This is a genomic window from Sporotomaculum syntrophicum, from assembly GCF_009932395.1.
Classification (GTDB): Bacteria; Bacillota; Desulfotomaculia; order Desulfotomaculales; family Desulfallaceae; genus Sporotomaculum; species Sporotomaculum syntrophicum.
This window is the reverse complement of record NZ_LSRS01000001.1, coordinates 220,446-240,688: the sequence shown is the minus strand read 5'-3', so window position 1 is coordinate 240,688 and position 20,243 is coordinate 220,446. Positions and strand designations below refer to the sequence as shown.

General features: G+C 47.6%; 24 protein-coding genes. All 24 read left to right on the top strand.

Annotation, left to right across the window (positions count from 1 at the left end; translation table 11 throughout):
• The first annotated feature begins 112 nt into the window (after positions 1-112).
• A complete protein-coding gene (gene spoIIIAC, locus SPSYN_RS01280; protein WP_161820692.1) occupies positions 113-316 on the top strand; it encodes a stage III sporulation protein AC in 204 nt (67 codons plus the stop codon).
• A gap of 11 nt (positions 317-327) precedes the next feature.
• Positions 328-714 (top strand): stage III sporulation protein AD, encoded by a 387-nt coding sequence (spoIIIAD, locus tag SPSYN_RS01275; RefSeq protein ID WP_161820691.1) that lies wholly within the window; start codon positions 328-330, stop codon positions 712-714.
• Between the two features lie 14 nt (positions 715-728).
• Positions 729-1,931 carry a stage III sporulation protein AE gene (gene spoIIIAE / locus SPSYN_RS01270; protein ID WP_161820690.1) on the top strand — a complete coding sequence of 401 codons (1,203 nt, stop codon included), beginning with the start codon at positions 729-731 and terminating at the stop codon, positions 1,929-1,931.
• A gap of 16 nt (positions 1,932-1,947) precedes the next feature.
• A complete protein-coding gene (gene spoIIIAF / locus SPSYN_RS01265; RefSeq protein ID WP_161820689.1) occupies positions 1,948-2,604 on the top strand; it encodes a stage III sporulation protein AF in 657 nt (218 codons plus the stop codon).
• Positions 2,605-2,620: 16 nt separating this feature from the next.
• A complete protein-coding gene (gene spoIIIAG / locus SPSYN_RS01260; protein ID WP_161820688.1) occupies positions 2,621-3,226 on the top strand; it encodes a stage III sporulation protein AG in 606 nt (201 codons plus the stop codon).
• 11 nt (positions 3,227-3,237) lie between these two features.
• The gene (locus SPSYN_RS01255) at positions 3,238-3,816 is read left to right on the top strand and encodes a SpoIIIAH-like family protein (RefSeq protein ID WP_243152879.1); all 579 of its coding nucleotides are present in this window, start codon (positions 3,238-3,240) and stop codon (positions 3,814-3,816) included.
• Positions 3,817-4,228: 412 nt separating this feature from the next.
• Positions 4,229-5,623: a pyruvate carboxylase subunit B gene (locus SPSYN_RS01250; RefSeq protein WP_480935851.1), complete on the top strand. Its 1,395-nt coding sequence runs from the start codon at positions 4,229-4,231 to the stop codon at positions 5,621-5,623.
• 278 nt (positions 5,624-5,901) lie between these two features.
• Positions 5,902-6,282 carry an Asp23/Gls24 family envelope stress response protein gene (locus SPSYN_RS01245; RefSeq protein WP_161820925.1) on the top strand — a complete coding sequence of 127 codons (381 nt, stop codon included), beginning with the start codon at positions 5,902-5,904 and terminating at the stop codon, positions 6,280-6,282.
• Positions 6,283-6,297: 15 nt separating this feature from the next.
• Positions 6,298-6,831, top strand: coding sequence for an alkaline shock response membrane anchor protein AmaP (amaP, locus tag SPSYN_RS01240; protein ID WP_161820686.1), 534 nt, complete (start codon positions 6,298-6,300; stop codon positions 6,829-6,831).
• 17 nt (positions 6,832-6,848) lie between these two features.
• On the top strand, positions 6,849-7,070 hold the full coding sequence (locus SPSYN_RS01235) for a DUF2273 domain-containing protein (protein ID WP_161820685.1): 222 nt from the start codon (positions 6,849-6,851) through the stop codon (positions 7,068-7,070).
• 10 nt (positions 7,071-7,080) lie between these two features.
• Positions 7,081-7,485, top strand: a complete 405-nt coding sequence (nusB, locus tag SPSYN_RS01230; protein ID WP_161820684.1) for a transcription antitermination factor NusB — start codon at positions 7,081-7,083, stop codon at positions 7,483-7,485.
• Between the two features lie 186 nt (positions 7,486-7,671).
• Positions 7,672-8,523, top strand: a complete 852-nt coding sequence (locus tag SPSYN_RS01225) for a sulfide/dihydroorotate dehydrogenase-like FAD/NAD-binding protein (RefSeq protein WP_161820683.1) — start codon at positions 7,672-7,674, stop codon at positions 8,521-8,523.
• Positions 8,523-9,935 (top strand): NADPH-dependent glutamate synthase, encoded by a 1,413-nt coding sequence (gltA, locus tag SPSYN_RS01220; RefSeq protein ID WP_161820682.1) that lies wholly within the window; start codon positions 8,523-8,525, stop codon positions 9,933-9,935. Before SPSYN_RS01225 ends, gltA begins: the two co-directional genes overlap by 1 nt.
• 98 nt (positions 9,936-10,033) lie before the next feature.
• On the top strand, positions 10,034-11,230 hold the full coding sequence (xseA, locus tag SPSYN_RS01215) for an exodeoxyribonuclease VII large subunit (RefSeq protein ID WP_161820681.1): 1,197 nt from the start codon (positions 10,034-10,036) through the stop codon (positions 11,228-11,230).
• A gap of 30 nt (positions 11,231-11,260) precedes the next feature.
• Positions 11,261-12,115 (top strand): bifunctional 5,10-methylenetetrahydrofolate dehydrogenase/5,10-methenyltetrahydrofolate cyclohydrolase, encoded by an 855-nt coding sequence (locus tag SPSYN_RS01210; RefSeq protein ID WP_161820680.1) that lies wholly within the window; start codon positions 11,261-11,263, stop codon positions 12,113-12,115.
• Positions 12,116-12,179: 64 nt separating this feature from the next.
• On the top strand, positions 12,180-12,812 hold the full coding sequence (locus SPSYN_RS01205; RefSeq protein ID WP_161820679.1) for a cyclodeaminase/cyclohydrolase family protein: 633 nt from the start codon (positions 12,180-12,182) through the stop codon (positions 12,810-12,812).
• Positions 12,813-12,989: 177 nt separating this feature from the next.
• Positions 12,990-13,220, top strand: coding sequence for an exodeoxyribonuclease VII small subunit (gene xseB, locus SPSYN_RS01200; RefSeq protein ID WP_161820678.1), 231 nt, complete (start codon positions 12,990-12,992; stop codon positions 13,218-13,220).
• Positions 13,221-13,222: 2 nt separating this feature from the next.
• Positions 13,223-14,113: a polyprenyl synthetase family protein gene (locus SPSYN_RS01195; RefSeq protein WP_161820677.1), complete on the top strand. Its 891-nt coding sequence runs from the start codon at positions 13,223-13,225 to the stop codon at positions 14,111-14,113.
• An 854-nt stretch (positions 14,114-14,967) separates the two neighbouring features.
• A complete protein-coding gene (locus SPSYN_RS01190) occupies positions 14,968-15,543 on the top strand; it encodes a hypothetical protein (RefSeq protein ID WP_341478845.1) in 576 nt (191 codons plus the stop codon).
• Positions 15,544-15,586: 43 nt separating this feature from the next.
• Positions 15,587-17,506: a 1-deoxy-D-xylulose-5-phosphate synthase gene (gene dxs, locus SPSYN_RS01185; RefSeq protein WP_161820675.1), complete on the top strand. Its 1,920-nt coding sequence runs from the start codon at positions 15,587-15,589 to the stop codon at positions 17,504-17,506.
• Between the two features lie 5 nt (positions 17,507-17,511).
• Positions 17,512-18,333, top strand: a complete 822-nt coding sequence (locus SPSYN_RS01180; protein ID WP_161820674.1) for a TlyA family RNA methyltransferase — start codon at positions 17,512-17,514, stop codon at positions 18,331-18,333.
• Positions 18,330-19,196, top strand: a complete 867-nt coding sequence (locus SPSYN_RS01175; RefSeq protein WP_161820673.1) for an NAD(+)/NADH kinase — start codon at positions 18,330-18,332, stop codon at positions 19,194-19,196. The genes SPSYN_RS01180 and SPSYN_RS01175 overlap by 4 nt, the downstream gene beginning before the upstream one ends.
• Entirely contained in the window at positions 19,189-19,806 is a 618-nt protein-coding gene (mnmM, locus tag SPSYN_RS01170) for a tRNA 5-(aminomethyl)-2-thiouridylate-methyltransferase MnmM (RefSeq protein WP_161820672.1), read from the top strand. The genes SPSYN_RS01175 and mnmM overlap by 8 nt, the downstream gene beginning before the upstream one ends.
• The gene (gene argR / locus SPSYN_RS01165; RefSeq protein WP_161820671.1) at positions 19,787-20,242 is read left to right on the top strand and encodes an arginine repressor; all 456 of its coding nucleotides are present in this window, start codon (positions 19,787-19,789) and stop codon (positions 20,240-20,242) included. The genes mnmM and argR overlap by 20 nt, the downstream gene beginning before the upstream one ends.
• The last annotated feature ends 1 nt before the right edge of the window (position 20,243 follow it).

The window sequence follows — 20,243 nt, the reverse complement described above, 5'->3', positions numbered from 1 at the left end:
GCGTTGTACTCTCACTTAAGCGGTCAGGGGACACACCTTGGCAAGGAATGTCCCCAATTAATGCGGGAGACTTATGACAAGTAAGTCAAGTAAAAAAGGAGGAATGTTCATAATGGGTGCCAACATTGATTTAATCTTTAAAATTGCAGGTATTGGCATTTTAGTTGCCGTAGCTACAATGGTGCTGAAAAATTCTGGCAAAGAAGACTATGGTTTTGCAGTGACTCTAACGGGTATTGCAGTGGTGTTGATCATGGTGATCCAAATGCTGGGCACCCTTTTCGACGAGGTCAAAACAGTTTTTAAATTATTCTAGGCGGTGGTGGTATGGATATTTTACAGATATCCGGTATCGCTCTAACCGGCGCGGTGCTGGCCGTGGTGCTGAAACAAAAATCGCCGCCCATGGCAGTGCTGCTTAGTATTGCAGTAGGCGTAATCATATTCCTGCTGGTCCTGGGTAAAATTGGGGCTATTGTGGACATCCTGCAGCAGCTATCGGAAAGAGCCGACATCAGCACTATTTACCTGGGCACATTGCTTAAAATCATCGGTATTGCTTATATCGCAGATTTTATTGCCCAGATCTGCCGGGATGCCGATCAAGGCGCCTTTGCCACCAAAATTGAACTGGCTGCCAAAATTATGGTACTGGTGCTGGCGGTGCCCATTGTGGTAGCGGTGCTTCAGGCACTGTTGCGGCTGGTGCCATAAGGGGGGAAAAAAGCATGAGCTATAAAGCAACCTATCATAGCCGCATTTGGGGCTCGCTGTTGTTTTTAACCCTTTATATAGGATTAACTCTTGCCATGCCCCTGGCAGCCTGGGCGGCTCCCGAGAGCGCCGGGGAAGTGGACGAGCAGGTGGGTAAGTTGGATATGGGCGAAGTCCAGCGGTTTGTCAACCGTATGGATCATGATCTGCAAAGTGCCCTGCCGGAAACCGATTTTAAGGCGTTGGTCACCGGCCTGGCCACCGGTCGAATATCCATGCAGCCTACCGAGATATTTAACCAGTGCATTAATTATTTATTCCGTGAAGTGGTGGCCAACTCAGCATTGCTGGGGAAACTGGTTGTACTGGCGGTGATTTGTGCGGTACTGACCAATATTACAGGTGCCTTTGAAAAGGGAACCACCGGGCAGCTTACTCATATGGTGGCTTACCTGGTGCTGATAACCATTGCTGTCGGTTCCTTTGGTATGGCCATCCAGCTGGGCAGGGAAGTAGTGGAGCATATGGTCACCTTTATGCAGGCCTTGCTGCCGCTCTTGTTGACCCTGCTGGTTGCGGTAGGTGGAATTGCCTCGGCGGCAATATTTCATCCGATTATTTTTATCACCATTGCTGCCTTTGGTACGATTATTAATAATGTTATCCTCCCGCTGATATTTTTTGCTGCGGTACTGGAAATAGTGAGCGGGTTGTCTGAGCATTTTCAGGTGTCCAAACTGGCCGGCTTATTAAAAACCGTGGCTATGAGCGTAATGGGCCTGATGAGCACCATATTTTTGGGAGTTATGGCCTTGCAGGGGGTAGCCGGAGCGGTGGCGGACAGCTTAACTTTTCGCACGGCCAAGTTTGCCACAAATACCTTTATTCCCGTAGTGGGCGGTGTGTTCAGCGATGCTTTGGAGGCGGTAATCAGGTCGTCGCTGCTGATGAAAAACGCGGTAGGTATTGCAGGAGTGCTCATTATCATCATGCTGCTGGTGGTCCCTCTGGTAAAAATAGTGACTATTGCTTTTATTTATAAACTGGCCGGAGCGGTGATCCAGCCTGTAGGTGAAGATAAGATCAGCAATTGTTTAAACACGCTGGGTGGTAGTTTGCTTACAGTTTTTGGCGCTGTGGCGATGGTTGGTCTGTTGTTCTTTTTTTCTCTGGCCATTGTGGTGGGGTTGGGAAATATCACGGTGATGCTACATTAAGTTTGGGGGCGGTGGTATGGATGTACTCCGTGAACTGATTCAAACGATAATTGTAATTGTAGTGCTGGCCGTGCTGGTGGAAATGCTGCTGCCCAACGGGGATATGCGCCGCTATGTCAAAATGGTGATAGGTCTGTTAATTATTATGGCGGTATTGCAAGCAGCAGCCGGGGTGGTGAACAGCCAGTTTATGCAGGAAGTGCCTGCGGTGACCGTGTCCGATACCGGGGCGCCGCCGCTTGAGGATATCATGGCTGCAGGTGAGGAACTGTCGGCTATCAATCGGGACAAGGCCGAGCAGCAATACTGCGAAGGGCTGTCCGGGCAGGTGCTGGCTCTGGTTAACATGAATTCGGAGGTGCAAGCGGTGGATGCCCGGGTAAATGTTGATAGAGAAAACAGTGACATTAAAGAAATCACCATTGTATTTCTGGCGGGAGATAAAGAACCGGCAGGCGGAGCTAAGGAGGGCCTTAATTTCACCGATAACGAGAGCGGAGCTTTGGATGTGCAGCCGGTGGTGGTTGAGCTGGGTGAAAAAACCGATGTGCATGAGTTTAGCCGGGTTAACGAGGCTACGCCGGAGCAAAAAAAAATAGCTGCTGAGCTGACCGGGGTGATAGCCGAATTCTATAATCTTAAGCCTGATCAAGTTAAATATGAGTTTCAGTAATAACGGAGGTGAGAACATGAACGGTACAGATTTATTTAATCCCAAGAATAAGAAGTTCTGGTCGATAGGATTGCTGCTGCTCCTGGGTGTTATGTTAATGTTGTTAGGCAGCTGTGATAGCAGCGTATTCAGTACAAAATCCGAAAAAGCCCCGCTGGATAGCGAAATGACCGGCGGAACCAGTAAGCCCAGTGTCGTTTCAAATTCATTGATGACCAGGGAGGAAGAGGAATTAGCAATGGAATTGCGCCACATGCTGGAACAGGTGGCCGGAGCAGGTAAGGTGGAAGTTACCGTACAGCTGGCTTCTTCTACCAATAATGATTATGCCATTAATACCACCACGGGTCTTAAAACTACCCAGGAGAAGGATCAGGGGGGTGGTTCACGGCAGATCACCGAAAACACCGATTCCAGCACGGTAGTAATTGCCCGGGGTGATCAGGGGCTGGAAAAGCCGGTGGTGCAAAAGGAAGTTGCGCCAGATGTAGCGGGTATCATGGTGGTAGCCCAGGGGGCAGGTACACCCCGGGTAAAGGCAGATTTATTCCGGGCGGTACAGGTTGCCCTGGGTGTGGAACCGCATAGGATTATCGTACTGCCAATGAAGGAGGGTTTCTAGGGTTGATTACAGTGATAAAATTAGACCGTAAAAAAATATTCTTAGTTTTTCTGATAGTGATGGGTATTGCTTTTTGTGCTGTTGGGTTCGGCGGTTTAGCTCAAAAGGTGATTGGTTTGCAGGAAAACGCTTCTGCTCCTACCACGGTAACCCTAAATCAGTCAGAAAATGGTGAGGTCGATGCAGCAGGTGATGCCGGACAAGCATCGCTCAATGCTCCGGAGAATACTGCCGACGGTTCTTATTTTGTTGAGGCTCGTTTGAGCCTGGAGCAGGCTAGAGGCAAGGAAATGGAAACTTTGCGTGAAGTGCTGAACTCCGAGACAGATGAAGATGTGCGTAAAACTGCCCAGGAAAGGATGATGCAATTAAGCGGTCAAGTATCCCAGGAAATGGAGCTGGAAAATTTAATTCGGGCCAAGGGTTATCAAGATGCCGCTGTGTTTTTAGATAGTGATACCGTTACCGTGATTCTGCGTCCCGGTAAAAATATGGCATCCGAGACAGATAATTCGGCAATTGCCGAGTTGGTGGCAAAGACTACCGGCGTAGCCGAAGACGGTGTAATTGTCATTACCAGAGAGAACTAGAAAACTATAAAAATGTATGTAGTGCATAACCGGGAACTGATACGTATGTATTTATTCCCGGTTTACTTATAACGTCATACTATGTATTAAACTGGTTACCCACCCTGGCTATGTCTGCCGTGTGTGAAGATTGTAAATGTGTAGCATTTATGGTACTGTATATGGCAGGTATTTTTTTAATATATTGTATACTTGCTGTAAATCTATTTAATTTTTTTAAGCACAGATATATAATAAATTTGTTAACCAGGTTGTTAACTTCTAGCAGCCTGACTTTTTTATTAAGTTGATTTACTGGGTAATTGAGTATCTTATAACGATAAAACCATGAACTTTACACAGGGAGCCAGCGCCTATTAAGGACATTATCCCTGAAAGTATAAATGTAAATGTAATTAGGGAGGGTAATATTTTGGCAGAAACCAGGAAAGTCATGATTACAGATACCACTTTGAGAGATGGTCATCAGTCCTTACTGGCCACACGTATGAGGACAGAACATATGCTGCCTATCTTGGAAAAGGTGGATCAGGTTGGGTACAACTCCATAGAGATGTGGGGAGGCGCTACCTTCGATACTTGTATGCGCTTCCTCAATGAGGATCCCTGGGAAAGACTGAGGGCTATCAGGCGCCGGATGAAAAACACCAAACTGCAGATGTTGCTGCGTGCCCAAAACGTGGTAGGTTACAAGCATTACGCAGATGACGTGCTGGAAGAGTTTGTTAAAAGGGCCGTAGAAAACGGGATGGATATCTTCAGAATCTTTGATGCTTTAAATGATATCCGCAACATGGAGAAATCTATTGAGTATGTTAAGCGGGAAGGAGCTCATGCTCAGGCTACAGTGGTTTATACCATTAGTCCGGTACATGATTACGATTTTTATATGCGTACCGGTAAAGAACTTGTTGAGCTGGGCGTTGATTCGATCTGCTTAAAAGACATGGCGGGTATTTTGGCTCCGAAGCCTGCTTATGAAATTGTCAAGGGCTGGAAAGAAAATCTAGGTGTCATGGTGCAGCTGCACTGCCATTACTCCAGCGGCATGGCTGCGATGTCTTATTTAAAGGCTGCAGAAGCCGGCGTTGATGTAATTGACTGTGCCATTTCCACCATGTCCTCACAAAGCTCACAGCCTTGCACCGAAAGCATGGTCTGTGCGCTTCAGGAAACCCCTTATGATACCGGGCTAAATATTGAGCTACTTTCCGAAATTGCCGAGTACTTCAAGGGTGTTCGGGCGAATTATACGGAATTCGATCACGCCAGCTGCAGCCCTGATACCAATGTTTTAATTTATCAAATTCCTGGCGGCATGATTTCTAACTTCATCAACCAGCTTAAAGAACAAAATGCTCTGGATAAATTGCCTGAGGTGCTGGCCGAAGTACCCCGGGTGCGTGAAGACTTTGGCTTCCCGCCGCTAGTCACTCCCACCAGTCAAATTGTGGGCTCTCAGGCGGCCTTCAACGTAATCTTCGGGCAGCGTTATTTAATGGCTACAAGCGAATCCAAACAGTACATGCGCGGTTATTATGGCCGGCCCCCGGCGCCGGTTAATGAAGATGTGCGCAAGATGATTATTGGCGACGAGGAGCCCATCGAATGCCGCCCGGCAGACTTAATCGAGCCGGAGCTGCCGGCTGCCAGAGAATTGGGCGGAGATTTAATTGAAAAACCCGAAGATGTGGTTTCGGTAGCTTTATTCCCCCAAGTGGCGCCGCAATTCTTACAGGAAAGAAAGGCTAGAAAACTTAAAGAGCTTGAGCCGGCGAACGATGACACCAATGTTAATCCCGTTTAATATTGTAAACTGATTAATTATTTATTCCTTGATTTAAGCTATCTTTATTAAAGCAGGCCTTATTTAGGAGGTCTGTTTTTTTTCGCACTTTCCGGTAAGCGAACCGGCAGTGAGGGAGGATATATATGGTGATTGCTCGGCAAATCAGAGGGGAGCTAAAGCGAAGTTGTAGTCTATTAATTAAGAAACTAGTCCAATTGCGGTAATTTGCCTCTTCTGGTATAATAACTTAAGTTATTTTGAGGGAGGATTACATCGTGGAACAGGAGGAATTAATCATGAGCGAAGAAAAAAATGGTTTGGGTTCCATACGTATCGCCGATGATGTTGTGCGCATTATTGCAGGGATGGCAGCTGCCGAAGTTCCTGGCGTGGTTGGTATGAGCAGTGGTGTAGTGGGCGGCATCGCCGAAAAATTAGGCCGGAAAAACCTCTCCAAAGGTGTTAAAGTGGAAGTAGGAGAGAAAGAAGCAGCGGTGGATATATTTATAGTTGTGGAGTACGGTTCCAGCATTCCCGAAGTAGCGGCTAAAATTCAGGATGCAGTGAAAGGCGCCGTGGAAAAAATGACCGGTCTAACGGTGGTGGAAATAAACGTTAATGTGCAAGGAGTAGCGTTTGCCAATGAATTAAATGAAGAAGATAACAGGGTAAAATAAAACTGGAGGATGTACATGGGACCCTTTGACCGTGGCATACTTGTATTGTATACTGTAACCCTAACTTTGTTCTTCCTGGCACTGGGTATTTTTCTGGCCGGCTGGCCGGAGCCGGCACTACTGCTTTGGCAGGAGGTCAATGCCCCTGCTTACCAGGAAATTTTATGGCTCTTACTGGTGGTGTACATTATTATGGGCTTGCGCCTGTTATGGAGGGCTTTAAAGCCTGAACGAAAAAGACAAGCTGTGGTGCATGAAGGCGGTCTGGGCCAGGTGCGGGTATCCTTGGCGGCTATAGAAGCACTGGCGGAAAAAGTGGCTGCTGCCAAACCGGAAATTAAAGAAGTTAAGGCCAAGGTGGCGTCATCATCTCAGGGCATTGCGCTGAACTTAAGATTATACACTGCACCGGAGATTAATATTCCTGCCGTTTCAGAAGATATTCAGCGTGAGGTGAAGGATCGTATCTATCAGGTAGTGGGAATAACTGTATCCGAGGTGCGGGTAGCGGTAGAAAGCTTTATAGCAGCTAAACCCAGGGTGGAATAATAGGGAGTGGCCTGTTAATGGATAATCTGGAATATATCCTGGAATGGATGCTTATGCATCGGGGTAAAATAATTGGTGTACTGGTAGGTTTATTGATCAGTTTATCTGTGATATTCTGGGGAGTTTTAAAGACCCTGTTGATTGTCGTGTGCGTTGTAATAGGCTATTTTGGCGGCAAACAATTAGACGACCAGGTTGATATAAAGGACCGGCTGTTACGCATGCTGGGTGAAAGGTGAAATCAAATAAATGAGTAGAAGACTTTCCAGGGAATCGGCGATGCAGGTAATGTACCAGGTGGATGTGGGTAAAATGGACGTAGATGAAGCGCTGCAAAATATTCAGGAACAGTTTAAACTAACCGGTCCTGATTTGGATTTTACCAGCCAGCTGGTGTATGGCACCCTGGATAAGCTTGCTGAGTTAGATCAAATTATTAGTGAGCACAGCCGGGAATGGCTGGTGGAGCGGATGGCGGCTGTGGACAGGAATATCCTGCGCCTGGCTTTGTTTGAGATGCTGTATATACAAGAAATCCCAACCAATGTATCCATCAATGAAGCTTTAGAAATGGCCAAGAGGTTTGGCGGTGCGGATTCAGCAAAATTCATCAACGGCATCTTAGGTGCGGTAGCACGTCAAACAAAAGTATAACTCAGAAGCTTGTGCAACAATTCTTTGGCTAATTAGATATATAAAAACAACAGGCCGGCTAAAATCTTTATATTAAATGAAATATTGTATATATTTTGAAAGGACTGCAGGAATTAATCAAATAATATAGAAATAATTTATCGTTTAGTTTGTTTATAAAAACATGAGGGAGGGGAATGGAGTTATATGTTCAAAATTTTAGAGAAACAAGTACATTCACCGGTAATCAAGCAATTTGTTGTCGAGGCGCCCAGGGTTGCTAAAAGCTGTAAGGCCGGTCAATTCATTATTTTACAGATCAATGAAGAGGGGGAAAGAATTCCCCTGACCATTGCCGATTTTGACCGGGAAAAGGGTACTATCACTATTGTATTCCAGGAAGTTGGAAAGAGTACCATCCAATTGGGCGAAATGGAAGCTGGAGACTATATTAAGGATTTCGTCGGCCCGCTTGGTGAACCAACTCACATTGAAAATGTAGGCACCGTAGTATGTGTGGCCGGTGGCGTTGGCATCGCACCGGTACATCCCATTGCTCGGGCTTTTAAAGAAGCCGGCAACCATGTAATCGGAATTATGGGCGCCAGGTCTAAGGATCTATTGTTCTGGGAAGATAAAATGGCTGCAGCCTGTTCCGAACTGCACGTTACCACTGATGACGGTTCCTATGTGCGCCAAGGTTTTGTTACCGATGTTTTAAAAGATATTATTGAAGAAAAGGGCAAAGAAAACATACCGCTAGTAGTTGCCATTGGACCGCAGCCGATGATGAGGGCTGCTGCCAATTTGACCAAGGAATACGACATTAAAACGATCGTCAGCTTGAACGCACTGATGGTGGACGGCACCGGTATGTGCGGCTGCTGCCGGATTTCCGTAGGTGGCGAAACCAAGTTTGTCTGTGTTGACGGTCCCGATTTCGACGGGCACCAGGTTAACTGGGCAGAATTGGCTTTGCGCCAGGTATACTTTAAATCCGAGGAGCAGTTAGCTCTGGAATATAGAGAATGCACATGCAGAAACGGAGGTGCTGAATAATGGCTGACGAAAAAGCTAAAAAAACAATTGACCCCAAAAAACACGAAATGCCGGTCCAGGACGCCAAGGAAAGAGCTCATAATTTTGAGGAAGTGGCTCTTGGTTACGATGAAGAAACGGCGGTGGCTGAGGCTCAGCGCTGCCTGCAGTGTAAAAATGAACCCTGCCGCAAGGGCTGCCCGGTGCAAGTATTTATTCCCCAATTTATTAAGATGGTGGCCGAAAGGGATTTTGACGGAGCCATTAAAAAAATCAAAGAAAAGAATGCTTTACCGGCGGTCTGCGGTCGTGTATGTCCCCAGGAAAACCAGTGCGAGAAATACTGCACATTGGGTAAAAAATTTGAACCCGTGGGCATTGGCCGCTTAGAACGCTTTTGCGCCGACCGGGAACTGAAAATGGGTGTAACAGTGCCTGAAGTAGCCCCGCCCACCGGTAAAAAGGTGGCCGTGGTAGGTTCCGGCCCCTCCGGTTTAACCTGTGCTTCCGATCTGGCCAAAAAAGGGCATGAAGTAACTATATTCGAGGCCCTGCACGTGGCGGGCGGTGTGTTGATGTACGGTATTCCTCAGTTCCGTCTGCCTAAAGAAGTGGTACAGGCTGAAGTGGAAAACCTGAAAAAACTTGGTGTTAAGATTGAAGTAAACTCGGTAGTGGGTAAATTCTCCACTGTCGATGAACTAATGGAAGAAGAAGGCTTTGACGCCGTTTATATCGGCACCGGTGCCGGCCTGCCCTACTTCATGGGCATTCCCGGGGAAAATGCCTGCGGAGTATACTCCGCCAACGAATTTTTAACCCGGACCAATTTAATGAAAGCCTACCTGTTCCCCAAATATGATACTCCCATTAAAGTTGGTAAGAAGGTAGCGGTGCTGGGCGGCGGCAACGTGGCTATGGACGGTGCTCGTACCGCGCTGCGTTTGGGTGCCGAAGAGTCCCATATCGTTTACCGGCGCTCTCATGAGGAACTTCCTGCCCGTAAGGAAGAAGCCGAGCATGCTGAGGAAGAGGGCGTAATTTTCGATCTTTTGACCAGCCCGGTGGAGATCCTCAGCAACGAAGATGGCTGGGTAACCGGTATGAAGTGCATTAAGTACGAGCTGGGCGAACCTGATGCTTCCGGCAGACGCAGCCCCATTCCCATTCCTGGCTCCGAGTTTATCATGGATGTCGATACCGTGGTAGTGGCTATCGGCCAGGGGCCTAACCCGCTGGTACCCAGAACCACTAAAGGTCTGGAATTAAATAAAAACGGCAACATAGTTGCCAACCTGGAAACCGGTGCTACCTCCAAGCAGGGCGTATATGCCGGCGGCGACGTTGTAACCGGTGCAGCAACCGTTATTCTGGCCATGGGTGCCGGACGTACCGCTGCTGACTCGATTCATGAGTACTTAACTAATAAATAACTTTATAAGCAACTATTAACCCGGCAACGGCGCAAGCTGGTGCCGGGTTTTTTATCAAATGCCGCAATTGGGGAAAATATATTAGAGGATTTGAATTTATGCAAATATTTACTGTTCAGCAATTAACCGGACACATAAAAGGGATCCTGGAAAATGACTTTAAATTGGCGGATCTCTGGGTCAAGGGGGAAATATCAAATTATAAAAAAGCTGTCTCCGGACATATTTACTTTACATTAAAAGATAATTTTTCTTGTATCAGAGTAGTGATGTTTCGTTCCCGGGCCAGGTTCTTAAAATGCTCTCCTGGCAATGGACTGGCCGTGCGGGTCAGAGGCTATGTTACCGTCTACGACCGGGACGGTCAGTACCAGTTATATGCCGAGCAAGTGGAACCGGATGGCACAGGGGCACTTTTTGCCGCCCTGGAGAAGCTTAAACAACAGCTGGCTGGTGAAGGGTTGTTTGAGCCAAACAAAAAAAAGGTGCTGCCACGTTATCCTCGCTGTATAGGTATCGTGACCTCGCCGACAGGTGCTGCGGTGCGGGATATTATACATATATTGCACCGTCGCTGGCCACAGGTCAATATTATCCTGGCTCCTGTAGCGGTGCAGGGAGAGTCTGCCCCCCGGGAGGTAGCTCAGGCTTTGGAGCGGCTGAACCGGCTTAATGATCTGGATTTAATTATCGTTGGCCGGGGAGGCGGTTCCTTGGAGGAACTATGGGCTTTTAATACTGAGCTGGTGGTAAGAAGCATTGCCGCTTCCACTGTTCCGGTTATATCGGCTGTTGGTCATGAAACGGATTTTACTCTGGCGGATTTGGCGGCCGATTTACGTGCGCCTACTCCCTCAGCGGCGGCGGAATTAGCCGTGCCGGATCGTGAGGATTTGATCAGACTGATGGCAATGCAAAAGTCACAGTTAACTCGCTGTCTGGTACAGCAAATTCGCGGTTATCAGCAGCGGCTAAACTATTGTGCCAGGAGCCGGGTAATGGCCAGGCCTGTGGATTGGCTGATTGAACAACGGCGGCAAACCGTGGACACGCTGGCCAGGCAGCTTGCCGGGGGTGTTCGGACGGTCACCAAAAGTTTTAACAATCGCCTTGCTTTGCTGGCAGGACGCCTTGATGCCCTTAGCCCGCTGGCCACAATGGCCAGGGGATATAGTTATGCTTTGGATCCAGCCGGCCTGGTACTGCGGGACGCTGGCCAGGTGCAGGTGGGCGATCAAGTGCAGTTGCACTTGCAGCGAGGTAAGTTAACTTGTATGGTTAAGGAAAAAAATTAAATAATAATTACCTTGGGGGGATAATGACTAATGGCTGCAACCCTGATTGACGGCAAAGCTATAGCGGAGGTTATCCGAGAAGAAGTTAAAACTGAAGTAATACAGATGAAAAAAAAAGGGATTACACCTAAATTGAATGTGCTGCTGGTAGGCGATGATCCGGCTTCAGTAGTTTATGCCCGCGCCAAGGAAAAGTCCTGCGGCAAAGTGGGTATAGAATTTGAATTAAAAACCATGTCTGCATTTTCCCCCATAGGGGAAGTGCTCGCCATTATTGATGCCTGGAATAAAGAGCCCGGGGTCCATGGCATTATGATTGAAATGCCACTGCCTGAGGGGATAGATAAAAACCTTGTACTGGAAGCGGTTGATCCCAAGAAGGATGTGGACGGCTCCCATCCCATCAATCGCGGCTATATTTTAAGCGGCGGGGAGGGCCTGTTCCCGACTACCCCCCAGAGCTGTATTGAGCTGCTCACCCGCACAGGTCTTGCCATTACGGGTAAAAACGCTGTGATCGTTGGCCGCGGTGAAACTGTTGGTAAGCCATTGTTGTTCATGCTGCTCAAGCATGATGCCACGGTTACCGTATGTCATTCTAAGACGGCTGATCTAGCCTATCATACCAAACAAGCCGATATCGTTATTGTGGCGGTAGGGCGGGCTAAAATGGTTACAGCCGACATGATCAAGCCGGGTGCCGTGGTAGTGGATGCCGGTATCAATTTTCCAGATGGCGGCGGTATCTGCGGTGACGTGGATTTTGACAGCGTCAAGGAAGTGGCCGGTGCCATTAGTCCCGTCCCGGGCGGCGTAGGTAGCCTGACTGCTGTACTGGTGCAGAAAAACCTGCTGAAGGCTATTAAACTGCAGGGACTGACCTAACTGACCGTAAACAGTAATATTGCTTTTACCACCCGTGTCAGGGTTTTTTATGAGAGGTGATTCCGTGAGTGAAATTTATGATTTTCCATTTCGCAAGGTAGTGGCGGCAGCGGCCTCCGATGCGCCTACGCCCGGCGGCGGCAGTGTATCTGCACTGGTAGGTACTTTAGGGGTGGCTATGACTGCCATGGTGGGCAACCTCACCGTGGGCAAGCCCCAGTACCTGGAGGTAGAACCTGAGGTTAAGCAGATTACCGGAGCTGCTTATTTTATTATTAATAAGCTGGAAAAACTAATGGCTGCGGACATAGCTGCTTTTGGTAAGTTTATTGAAGTTTTCAGGCTGCCTAAAAAAACTGACGATGAGAAGGTAAAACGGGAAGAAATGATGCAGAAAGCACTAAAGGCTGCTACTGATACTCCCATGGAAATAGCTCGTGTTCTGCTGGAAGCACTGAAAATTACCGGCCGTCTAGCTAAACTTGGCAACAAAATGGCCATCAGTGACGCCGGTGTGGCAGCCTACGTGTGTGAAGCAGCCTTGAATGCGGTATTGTTGAGTGCTGACATTAATCTTCCGCTGATCAAAGATGAACATTATGTGCAGAATATCATGGCGGAGAAAGAGCAGTTGATTAGTAAGGCTGCTGACTTCAAAGAACAGGCCGTCGCAGTAGTGCGGGAGAGGATGAAATAATATATTTAACTTGGAAGGGCATGTTAGCCCTTCTTTTGCTTTTTAGGGCGCTTTGACAATAAAGATCTACTTGCGGCATCGCCGTCTATACGGTGCTTAAAAGTATGGTGTCTGCCAGCTGATTAATATATAATTTAAAATATTAGTAATTATAGTAGTGGAGGCTAACAGGCAACAATGAATAATAATGATACTTTAACCTTTGAAGAAGCACTGTCACGCTTGGAAGTGCTGGTTAACCGGTTGGAAGAGGGCAACCTGCCCCTTGAGGAATCGCTGGATTTGTTTGCCGAAGGTATTAAGCTTACTAAACATTGCAGCAAGCATTTGGAACAGGCGGAAAAACAAATTTATGTACTGTTGGAGGATGATAATGGCCGGGTTGTTATTCGGGAAGAGGAACTGTAAACATGAGCTTTAAAGAGGAACTGGCCAGGCAGGCAGGTATAGTAGATGAGGCACTTAATGAGTACCTGCCGCAGAACAGCAATTACCCTGAAGTGATTCACGAAGCCATGCGTTACAGTGTTTTCGCCGGCGGTAAACGCCTTAGACCTGCCCTGGTGCTGGCCTCTGCCCGGGCTGTTGGTGGCGATGAAACAACTGTGCTGCCCGCTGCCTGCGCTATTGAACTGCTACACACTTACTCGCTGGTGCATGATGATTTACCGGCCATGGACAACGACGATTTACGCCGGGGCAGGCCGACCAATCACAAGGTGTATGGAGAAGCCATAGCTGTACTGGTGGGTGATGCACTTTTGACACTGGCCTTCAAGCTATTAGCCGGACTGCCCCAAAATAGCCCTGCAGATGCTGGCATGATAGTCCGGGTAATCGCTGAAGTAGCCCAGGCTGCCGGTACAGCCGGATTAATCGGCGGCCAGGTAGTGGATATACTATCGGCAGGTAAGTTAATCGATAAACATACCCTTGATTACATTCATACCCGTAAGACCGGTGCTTTGTACCGGGCATCGGTGCGGTCTGGAGCTATTTTATCCGGTGCAAACCCTGAACAGTTGAACAAGCTTACTATCTATGCCGAAAATCTGGGGTTGGCCTTTCAAATTATAGATGATATATTGGATATTGAAGGTGACGAGCAAAAGATAGGCAAGCCGGTGGGCAGTGACGTGAACAATGACAAAGCCACTTATCCAGCGCTGTATGGTTTAGCTGCGGCCAAAGCGATGGCCCGGCAATCGGCCGAGCGTGCTACCGGTGCTCTAGACTTCTTTGGCGCTGAAGCTGACTTTTTGCGCGAGCTGGTTTATTTTGTTCTGCATCGAGAGTATTAAAATGAGTAAAGACGAAATCGAACCAATGTATAGACTAAACTAGCTTAAACGTTGTTATTGATGAAAGCGGTTCAGCATAATGTAATAAACCGGGCTCACTTGACCTTAATTGACCACAGATGACGGGAATGAATGTTTGCTGTTTAATGAATAATTATGTTATAATTATGCAGCGAAATTGATTTATAGTTATTCTACGAACAAGTGACGCAGTATCCTAGTCGGGAACCCTTTTTTGAAGACGGGCCTAAAAATCCGTTAAGGGCACATCGATGAAGTTCCTGGTGCTGGCTGCCGACGCCCAGTTGGGGGTTGGTACTGGGAGTTAAGAGGGCGGGGCGATCCGCAATGGCATGCGGGCGTTGACCCTGCCCTCGTGGAGACCCCAGTGCGTGGTAACTTGCTAGCAGCGGTTGCTATGGCTGGGGGGTAAACCTGCATGTGGGGGAAGCTGCGTGCAGTGTAGCCTGCCTTGAGTGATGCCGGTGGAGGTCCTTTAACGGCATATTACGTATGGGCCCAAGCGTAATATGCCGTGGGTTTAAACCGTCATTGCAAAAGAGGCTAGGAAAAGGTACTCCCGTTGAGGAAAACTCCTAGGCTGTCCATGTACTGGGACGGTACGGGGATTACAGTGTGGACTAAGTGGTAATCCAGCCCCGGAACTTATACTTTCCGGAGTTTCGTTTAAAGGGAAACCGCCGGTATGGCGACAGCCGGTACGAAATTGGGAAAACCTGCTGGACCTAAGCCACAACATTTACCCGTATCGTTGTCACTTGTTCTTCTACATATACATTGGCATCCCGGGTGTAATCCTGGCAATGCCATATTACCTTCATAATTTATATGGAGTGAAATGGTTGAAAAATAATAAGTCCACGGTTTCCGGCAAGTTTGTTATATTTGTCGGTTTTCTTTCTTTTTCCTTTGCCGCGGTTTTCTTTCTACTATCCCAGTATTTAGCTATAACCATCAATAGCCTGATCTTTTCGTTTTTGTTACTGTTTTTTATTGTATTATTTGGTATCATAGCGGATATCATCGGCACTTCTGTGGCCGCGGCGGATGAGGCGCCATTTCATGCCAAGGCAGCTAAAAAAGTAACCGGTGCCAAAGAAAGCGTGTTATTAATTCGCAATGCCGACCGGGTAGCAAATATCACCAATGATGTAATTGGTGATATTGCCGGTACATTAAGTGGAGCGCTGGGCATAGCTCTTGGTTTGCAAATCATCAGCTTCATGCAGGATCTTAACCAGTTTTTTTTGAATATGCTGATTACGGCGCTGATTGCTGCATTAACAGTAGGGGGCAAGGCTTATGGTAAAAAAATTGCCCTCAGTAATGCTAATGGTGTAATTTTTATTGTGGGAAAAGTATTGGCAGCTTTCAGTGGTATAACGGGAAAAAATATCGTAAAAAAATAAATCTATTTATAGTCGTAACCTGACAACAAGATGAGGTGAAACCTTGGGCAGGTATCTGGATCAAATCAATTCCCCACGGGATGTTCGGGCGCTCACTCTTGCTCAGCTAGACCGGCTGGCCGGGGAAATCAGGGAAGAAATTATTGGTACTGTGGCAAAAAACGGCGGTCATCTGGCATCTAATTTAGGGGTCGTAGAGTTGACCCTGGCGCTGCACTGTGTGTTTGAAACACCTCAGGATAAAATAATCTGGGACGTGGGTCACCAGTGTTATGTACACAAATTAGTTACCGGCAGACGGGAGCAATTCAGTTCGCTGCGCTGTTACGGCGGGCTTAGTGGTTTTCCACGGCCAGATGAAAGCGAACACGATGCATTTGGTACTGGTCACAGCAGTACCTCTATATCGGTAGCCCTGGGTATGGTGCTTGCCAGAGATTTCAGAGGCGACCGGAATAATGTTGTGGCAGTTATCGGCGACGGCTCAATGACCGGAGGTATGGCTTTTGAGGCCTTAAACCATGCCGGGCAATTAAAGAAGGATTTAATTGTTGTGCTAAACGACAATAAAATGAGTATATCGGCTAATGTAGGTGCCATGTCGGGCTATTTGAACCGCATCCGCACGGACCCCAAATACTCGAGGGGCAAGGATGAAATAGAGCATATATTGCGCCGCATCCCCACCATCGGTTCCACTGTGGCTAAGGTTGCGGAACGTATTAAGGACAGCTTTAAGTATTTGGTAGTTCCGGGCATGATCTTTGAGGAACTAGGTTTTACTTACCTGGGACCTATTGACGGGCACAATATACCTTCTATGCTGGAAACCTTGGAGCAGGCCAAAGCATTGGGCGGCCCGGTACTGGTGCACGTGGTCACGGAAAAAGGGCGCGGATACGCGCCGGCGGTGCAAAAAGCGGACAAATTCCATGGTATCGGGCCGTTTGACATCAATTCCGGCAGCAGCCTTGAAAAAAACGATATCAGTACGTATACCGAAATTTTTGGGCGCACGCTGGTTAAGCTGGCTGAACAAGACCCTGCTATTGTCGCCATCACTGCCGCCATGTGCAGCGGTACCGGTCTTAGCGGGTTTGCCCAAAAATTCCCTGAACGTTTTTTTGATGTGGGAATTGCTGAACAACACGCGGTAACCCTGGCGGCCGGGCTGGCCAGCGAGGGTTTTAAACCTGTGGTAGCTATTTATTCTACGTTTTTACAGCGGGCTTATGATCAGATTATCCATGATGTGTGCTTGCCCAAATTACCTGTGGTCTTTGCGGTAGATCGCGCCGGTATCGTAGGTGATGACGGCCCAACGCACCATGGTTTATTCGATATATCCTATTTGCGCAGTGTTCCAAATATGTCGATTATGGCACCGGCGGATGAAAACGAGCTTCAGCATATGCTGCATACTGCTTTGCAGCTAAATAGCCCGTGCGCACTGCGTTTTCCCAGGGGAACCGGCCTGGGTGTTGCTCTGGACAGGCACAGCAGGGCGCTTTCAGTAGGTCAGGCCGAAGTGCTGGTGGAAGGAAAAGATATTACCCTGTTAGCCGTAGGCAATACGGTGCCGGCAGCCCGTCGTGCGGCGTCTGTTTTAAAGGAGCAAGGTGTGCTGGCTACTGTGATTAATGCCAGGTTTATTAAGCCTTTAGACGAGGAATGCATTACCCGTTGGGCTGCACGCACCGGCCGGTTAATTACAGTGGAAGAAAATATCTTAGCAGGAGGTTTTGGCGCATCAGTATTGGAGTTGCTTGCGGTTAAGGATATGACGGGAGTACAGGTTAAATGCCTGGGTATTGGGGACATTTTCCTGGAACATGGCAGCCAGTCGTTTTTACGTGACAAGTACGGGTTGCAGTCGGAAAATATTGTAAATATAGCCAGGCGAATGATTGATTCCGGCCAAACTAAAGGTACGAAAATTATTAGCCTGGGCGGAGGCGCGTAAGGAAAGTGCCGGACAAGAAAAGGATTGACGTATTGCTTGTGGAAATGGGCTTTTTTGATAGCCGGGAAAAGGCCAGGGCTGCTTTAATGGCCGGTGATGTAATGGTTGGCGGTATACTGGTGGACAAGCCGGGGCAAAGGGTAGATGTCCGAAAAGAGGATATTTCAATTAAACGGAAAATGCCCTTTGTTAGCCGGGGCGGGTACAAACTTGCCCGGGCAGTGCAGGTTTTTCCCATTGATATGCGCGGCAGAGTGGTTTTGGACATCGGTGCCTCCACCGGCGGTTTCACCGATTGCGCTTTACAGCATGGCGCTGCACTGGTTTATGCAGTAGACGTTGGTTATGGCCAGATGGCCTGGTCACTGCGCTCTGATCCTCGAGTACGGGTTCTGGAGCGTACCAATATCCGTTATATGAACAGAGATGTTTTTACAGCCGGCTTGCCGGACCTGGTTACCATTGATGTGTCTTTTATTTCACTGGGGCTGGTGTTGCCCCGGGTTGTATACTTGCTGGATAATTATGAAGGCGTAGCTTTGGTGAAACCGCAGTTTGAGGCCGGCCGCGAGGCGGTGGGTAAAAAAGGGGTAGTTAAAGACCCTGCGGTGCACCGGGAAGTGCTGCAAAAAGTTGTACATACAGCTTTAAGTTTAGGCATGGAGGTGTTGGGCGTTGATTACTCTCCGGTTAAAGGACCGGAGGGCAATATTGAGTACCTGATGTATTTTAAAAAACCTGCTCTTCGAGTAGACGGGTTATCTATGTTGATTGACCGTGCGGTGTCTGAGGCGCACCGTAATTTTTCTAAAGGAGCGGAATATTGAACACCATTGGTCTGCTGTCCAATTTGACAGGAGAAAGAATAACAAGTTTAGTTAATGACATTTCTGACTGGCTAAGTGACCGGGGGGTTACGTTAATGCTGGATGATGATACTGCCGGATTGGTTGGGCAACATGCCGCAGGCTGTACCAGACCGGATTTAGTACGTCAAATCCAGTGTCTGATGGTGCTGGGGGGAGACGGCACCCTGTTGCATGGTGCACGGTTAGCTGCGTCTCTAGGTGTGCCTATATTTGGTGTCAACCTGGGGCACCTGGGATTTCTTACCGAAGTAACCGTCCCGCATTTGTTCGAGGCTATAGATTGTCTGTTGACCGGAAAATATGCCATTGAGGAACGGATGATGCTGCAGGCAAGTGTTGTACGGGACGGACATGTTTATGAGCCGATAATAGGCTTAAATGATGCCGTGATTACTAAAGGGGCCTTTGCCCGGATGATTGTTTTTGATACGTTGGTGGATGGTCAACTGTTTAACACTTATCACGCAGATGGAATAATTATCTCCACTCCTACAGGTTCAACAGCTTATTCACTATCTGCCGGCGGCCCGCTGGTATTACCTAACTTGGAACTAATGGTGGTTACACCAATTTGCCCACATGCCTTATGGGCCAGACCGCTGGTTATAGCGGCGAACAGCGAGGTGCAAGTAGTTTTGCGTTCCAAACAAGGTGAAGTAATGCTCACTATGGACGGACAGCATGGTATGCGCCTGCAGTTTGGGGATTTGATAAAAGTACGTAAAGCCACGTGCGTGGCTAAATTTATTAGACTAAGTAATCAAACATTTTTTGATATATTGAAAGAAAAGTTAAAAGAGGGAGACGGGACCAATGTATAATAAGCGGCCCGTTAACTTTGCCAATGTACGGGGAAATGCGGTGCTTTTAGGACAGCAATTTGTTGGCGAGGTACTCCATAAAGGCTGTGTGGCAGTAGATGCTACCGCGGGTAATGGCTACGATACTCTTTATTTGGCTAATTTAGTGGGGATAAGCGGCAAGGTTTACGCATTTGATGTACAGCAGGCTGCCTTGGACGTAACAGCCAGGCGCTTAACTCAATTTGGTCTTGATAAAAATGTACAGCTGATTCATGACGGGCACGAAAAAATGGATATGTATATTAATACTCCTGTAGATGCCTTCATTTTTAATTTAGGATATTTACCAGGTGGCGATCATGATATAATAACTCGCTCGCAGACGACTACCAGGGCACTGCAAATTGCATTGGAACTGTTAAAGCCGGGCGGCAGAATCAGCCTGGTAGTGTATACAGGCCACTGCGGTGCCGGTGAAGAGAGCCGGGCTGTTGAGGAAATGGCAGCTGGGCTTAATCCACTTGTGTTTGGCGTACTTAAGGTAGCCTTTATTAATAAATCTGTTGCGGCTCCCTTTTTAATTTTTATAGAAAGGGTGAAAAAAGAAAATGAAAGCCTGGCGCCATAAAAAAATAGTAGAATTAATTAAAGAACATGAAATCAGTACCCAGGAAGAATTGGTTGAGGCGCTTCAGAAAGCCGGGTTTTCAGTTACCCAGGCAACCATATCCAGGGATATCAAAGAATTGGGATTGATCAAGGTACCCGGTAATTCAGGTATGTCCCGATACACATTACCGGGTGATTCAGTTAATCCAAGAAATGAAGACCGAATGAAAAGGCTTTTCAGGGATGCTGTAATTTCTATGGATAACAGTGAAAATCTGATTATAATCAAAACACAACCTGGTGAGGCCCAAGGGGTGGCCTCCACTATCGATAATGTGGGCTGGCCCGAAGTAATTGGTACGGTGGCCGGGGATGACACGATCCTAATTGTTATTAAGACAAAAAAATTCACTCATGCCACCATGAAGAAATTTGTTGCTCTTACCGGGGGGTGAA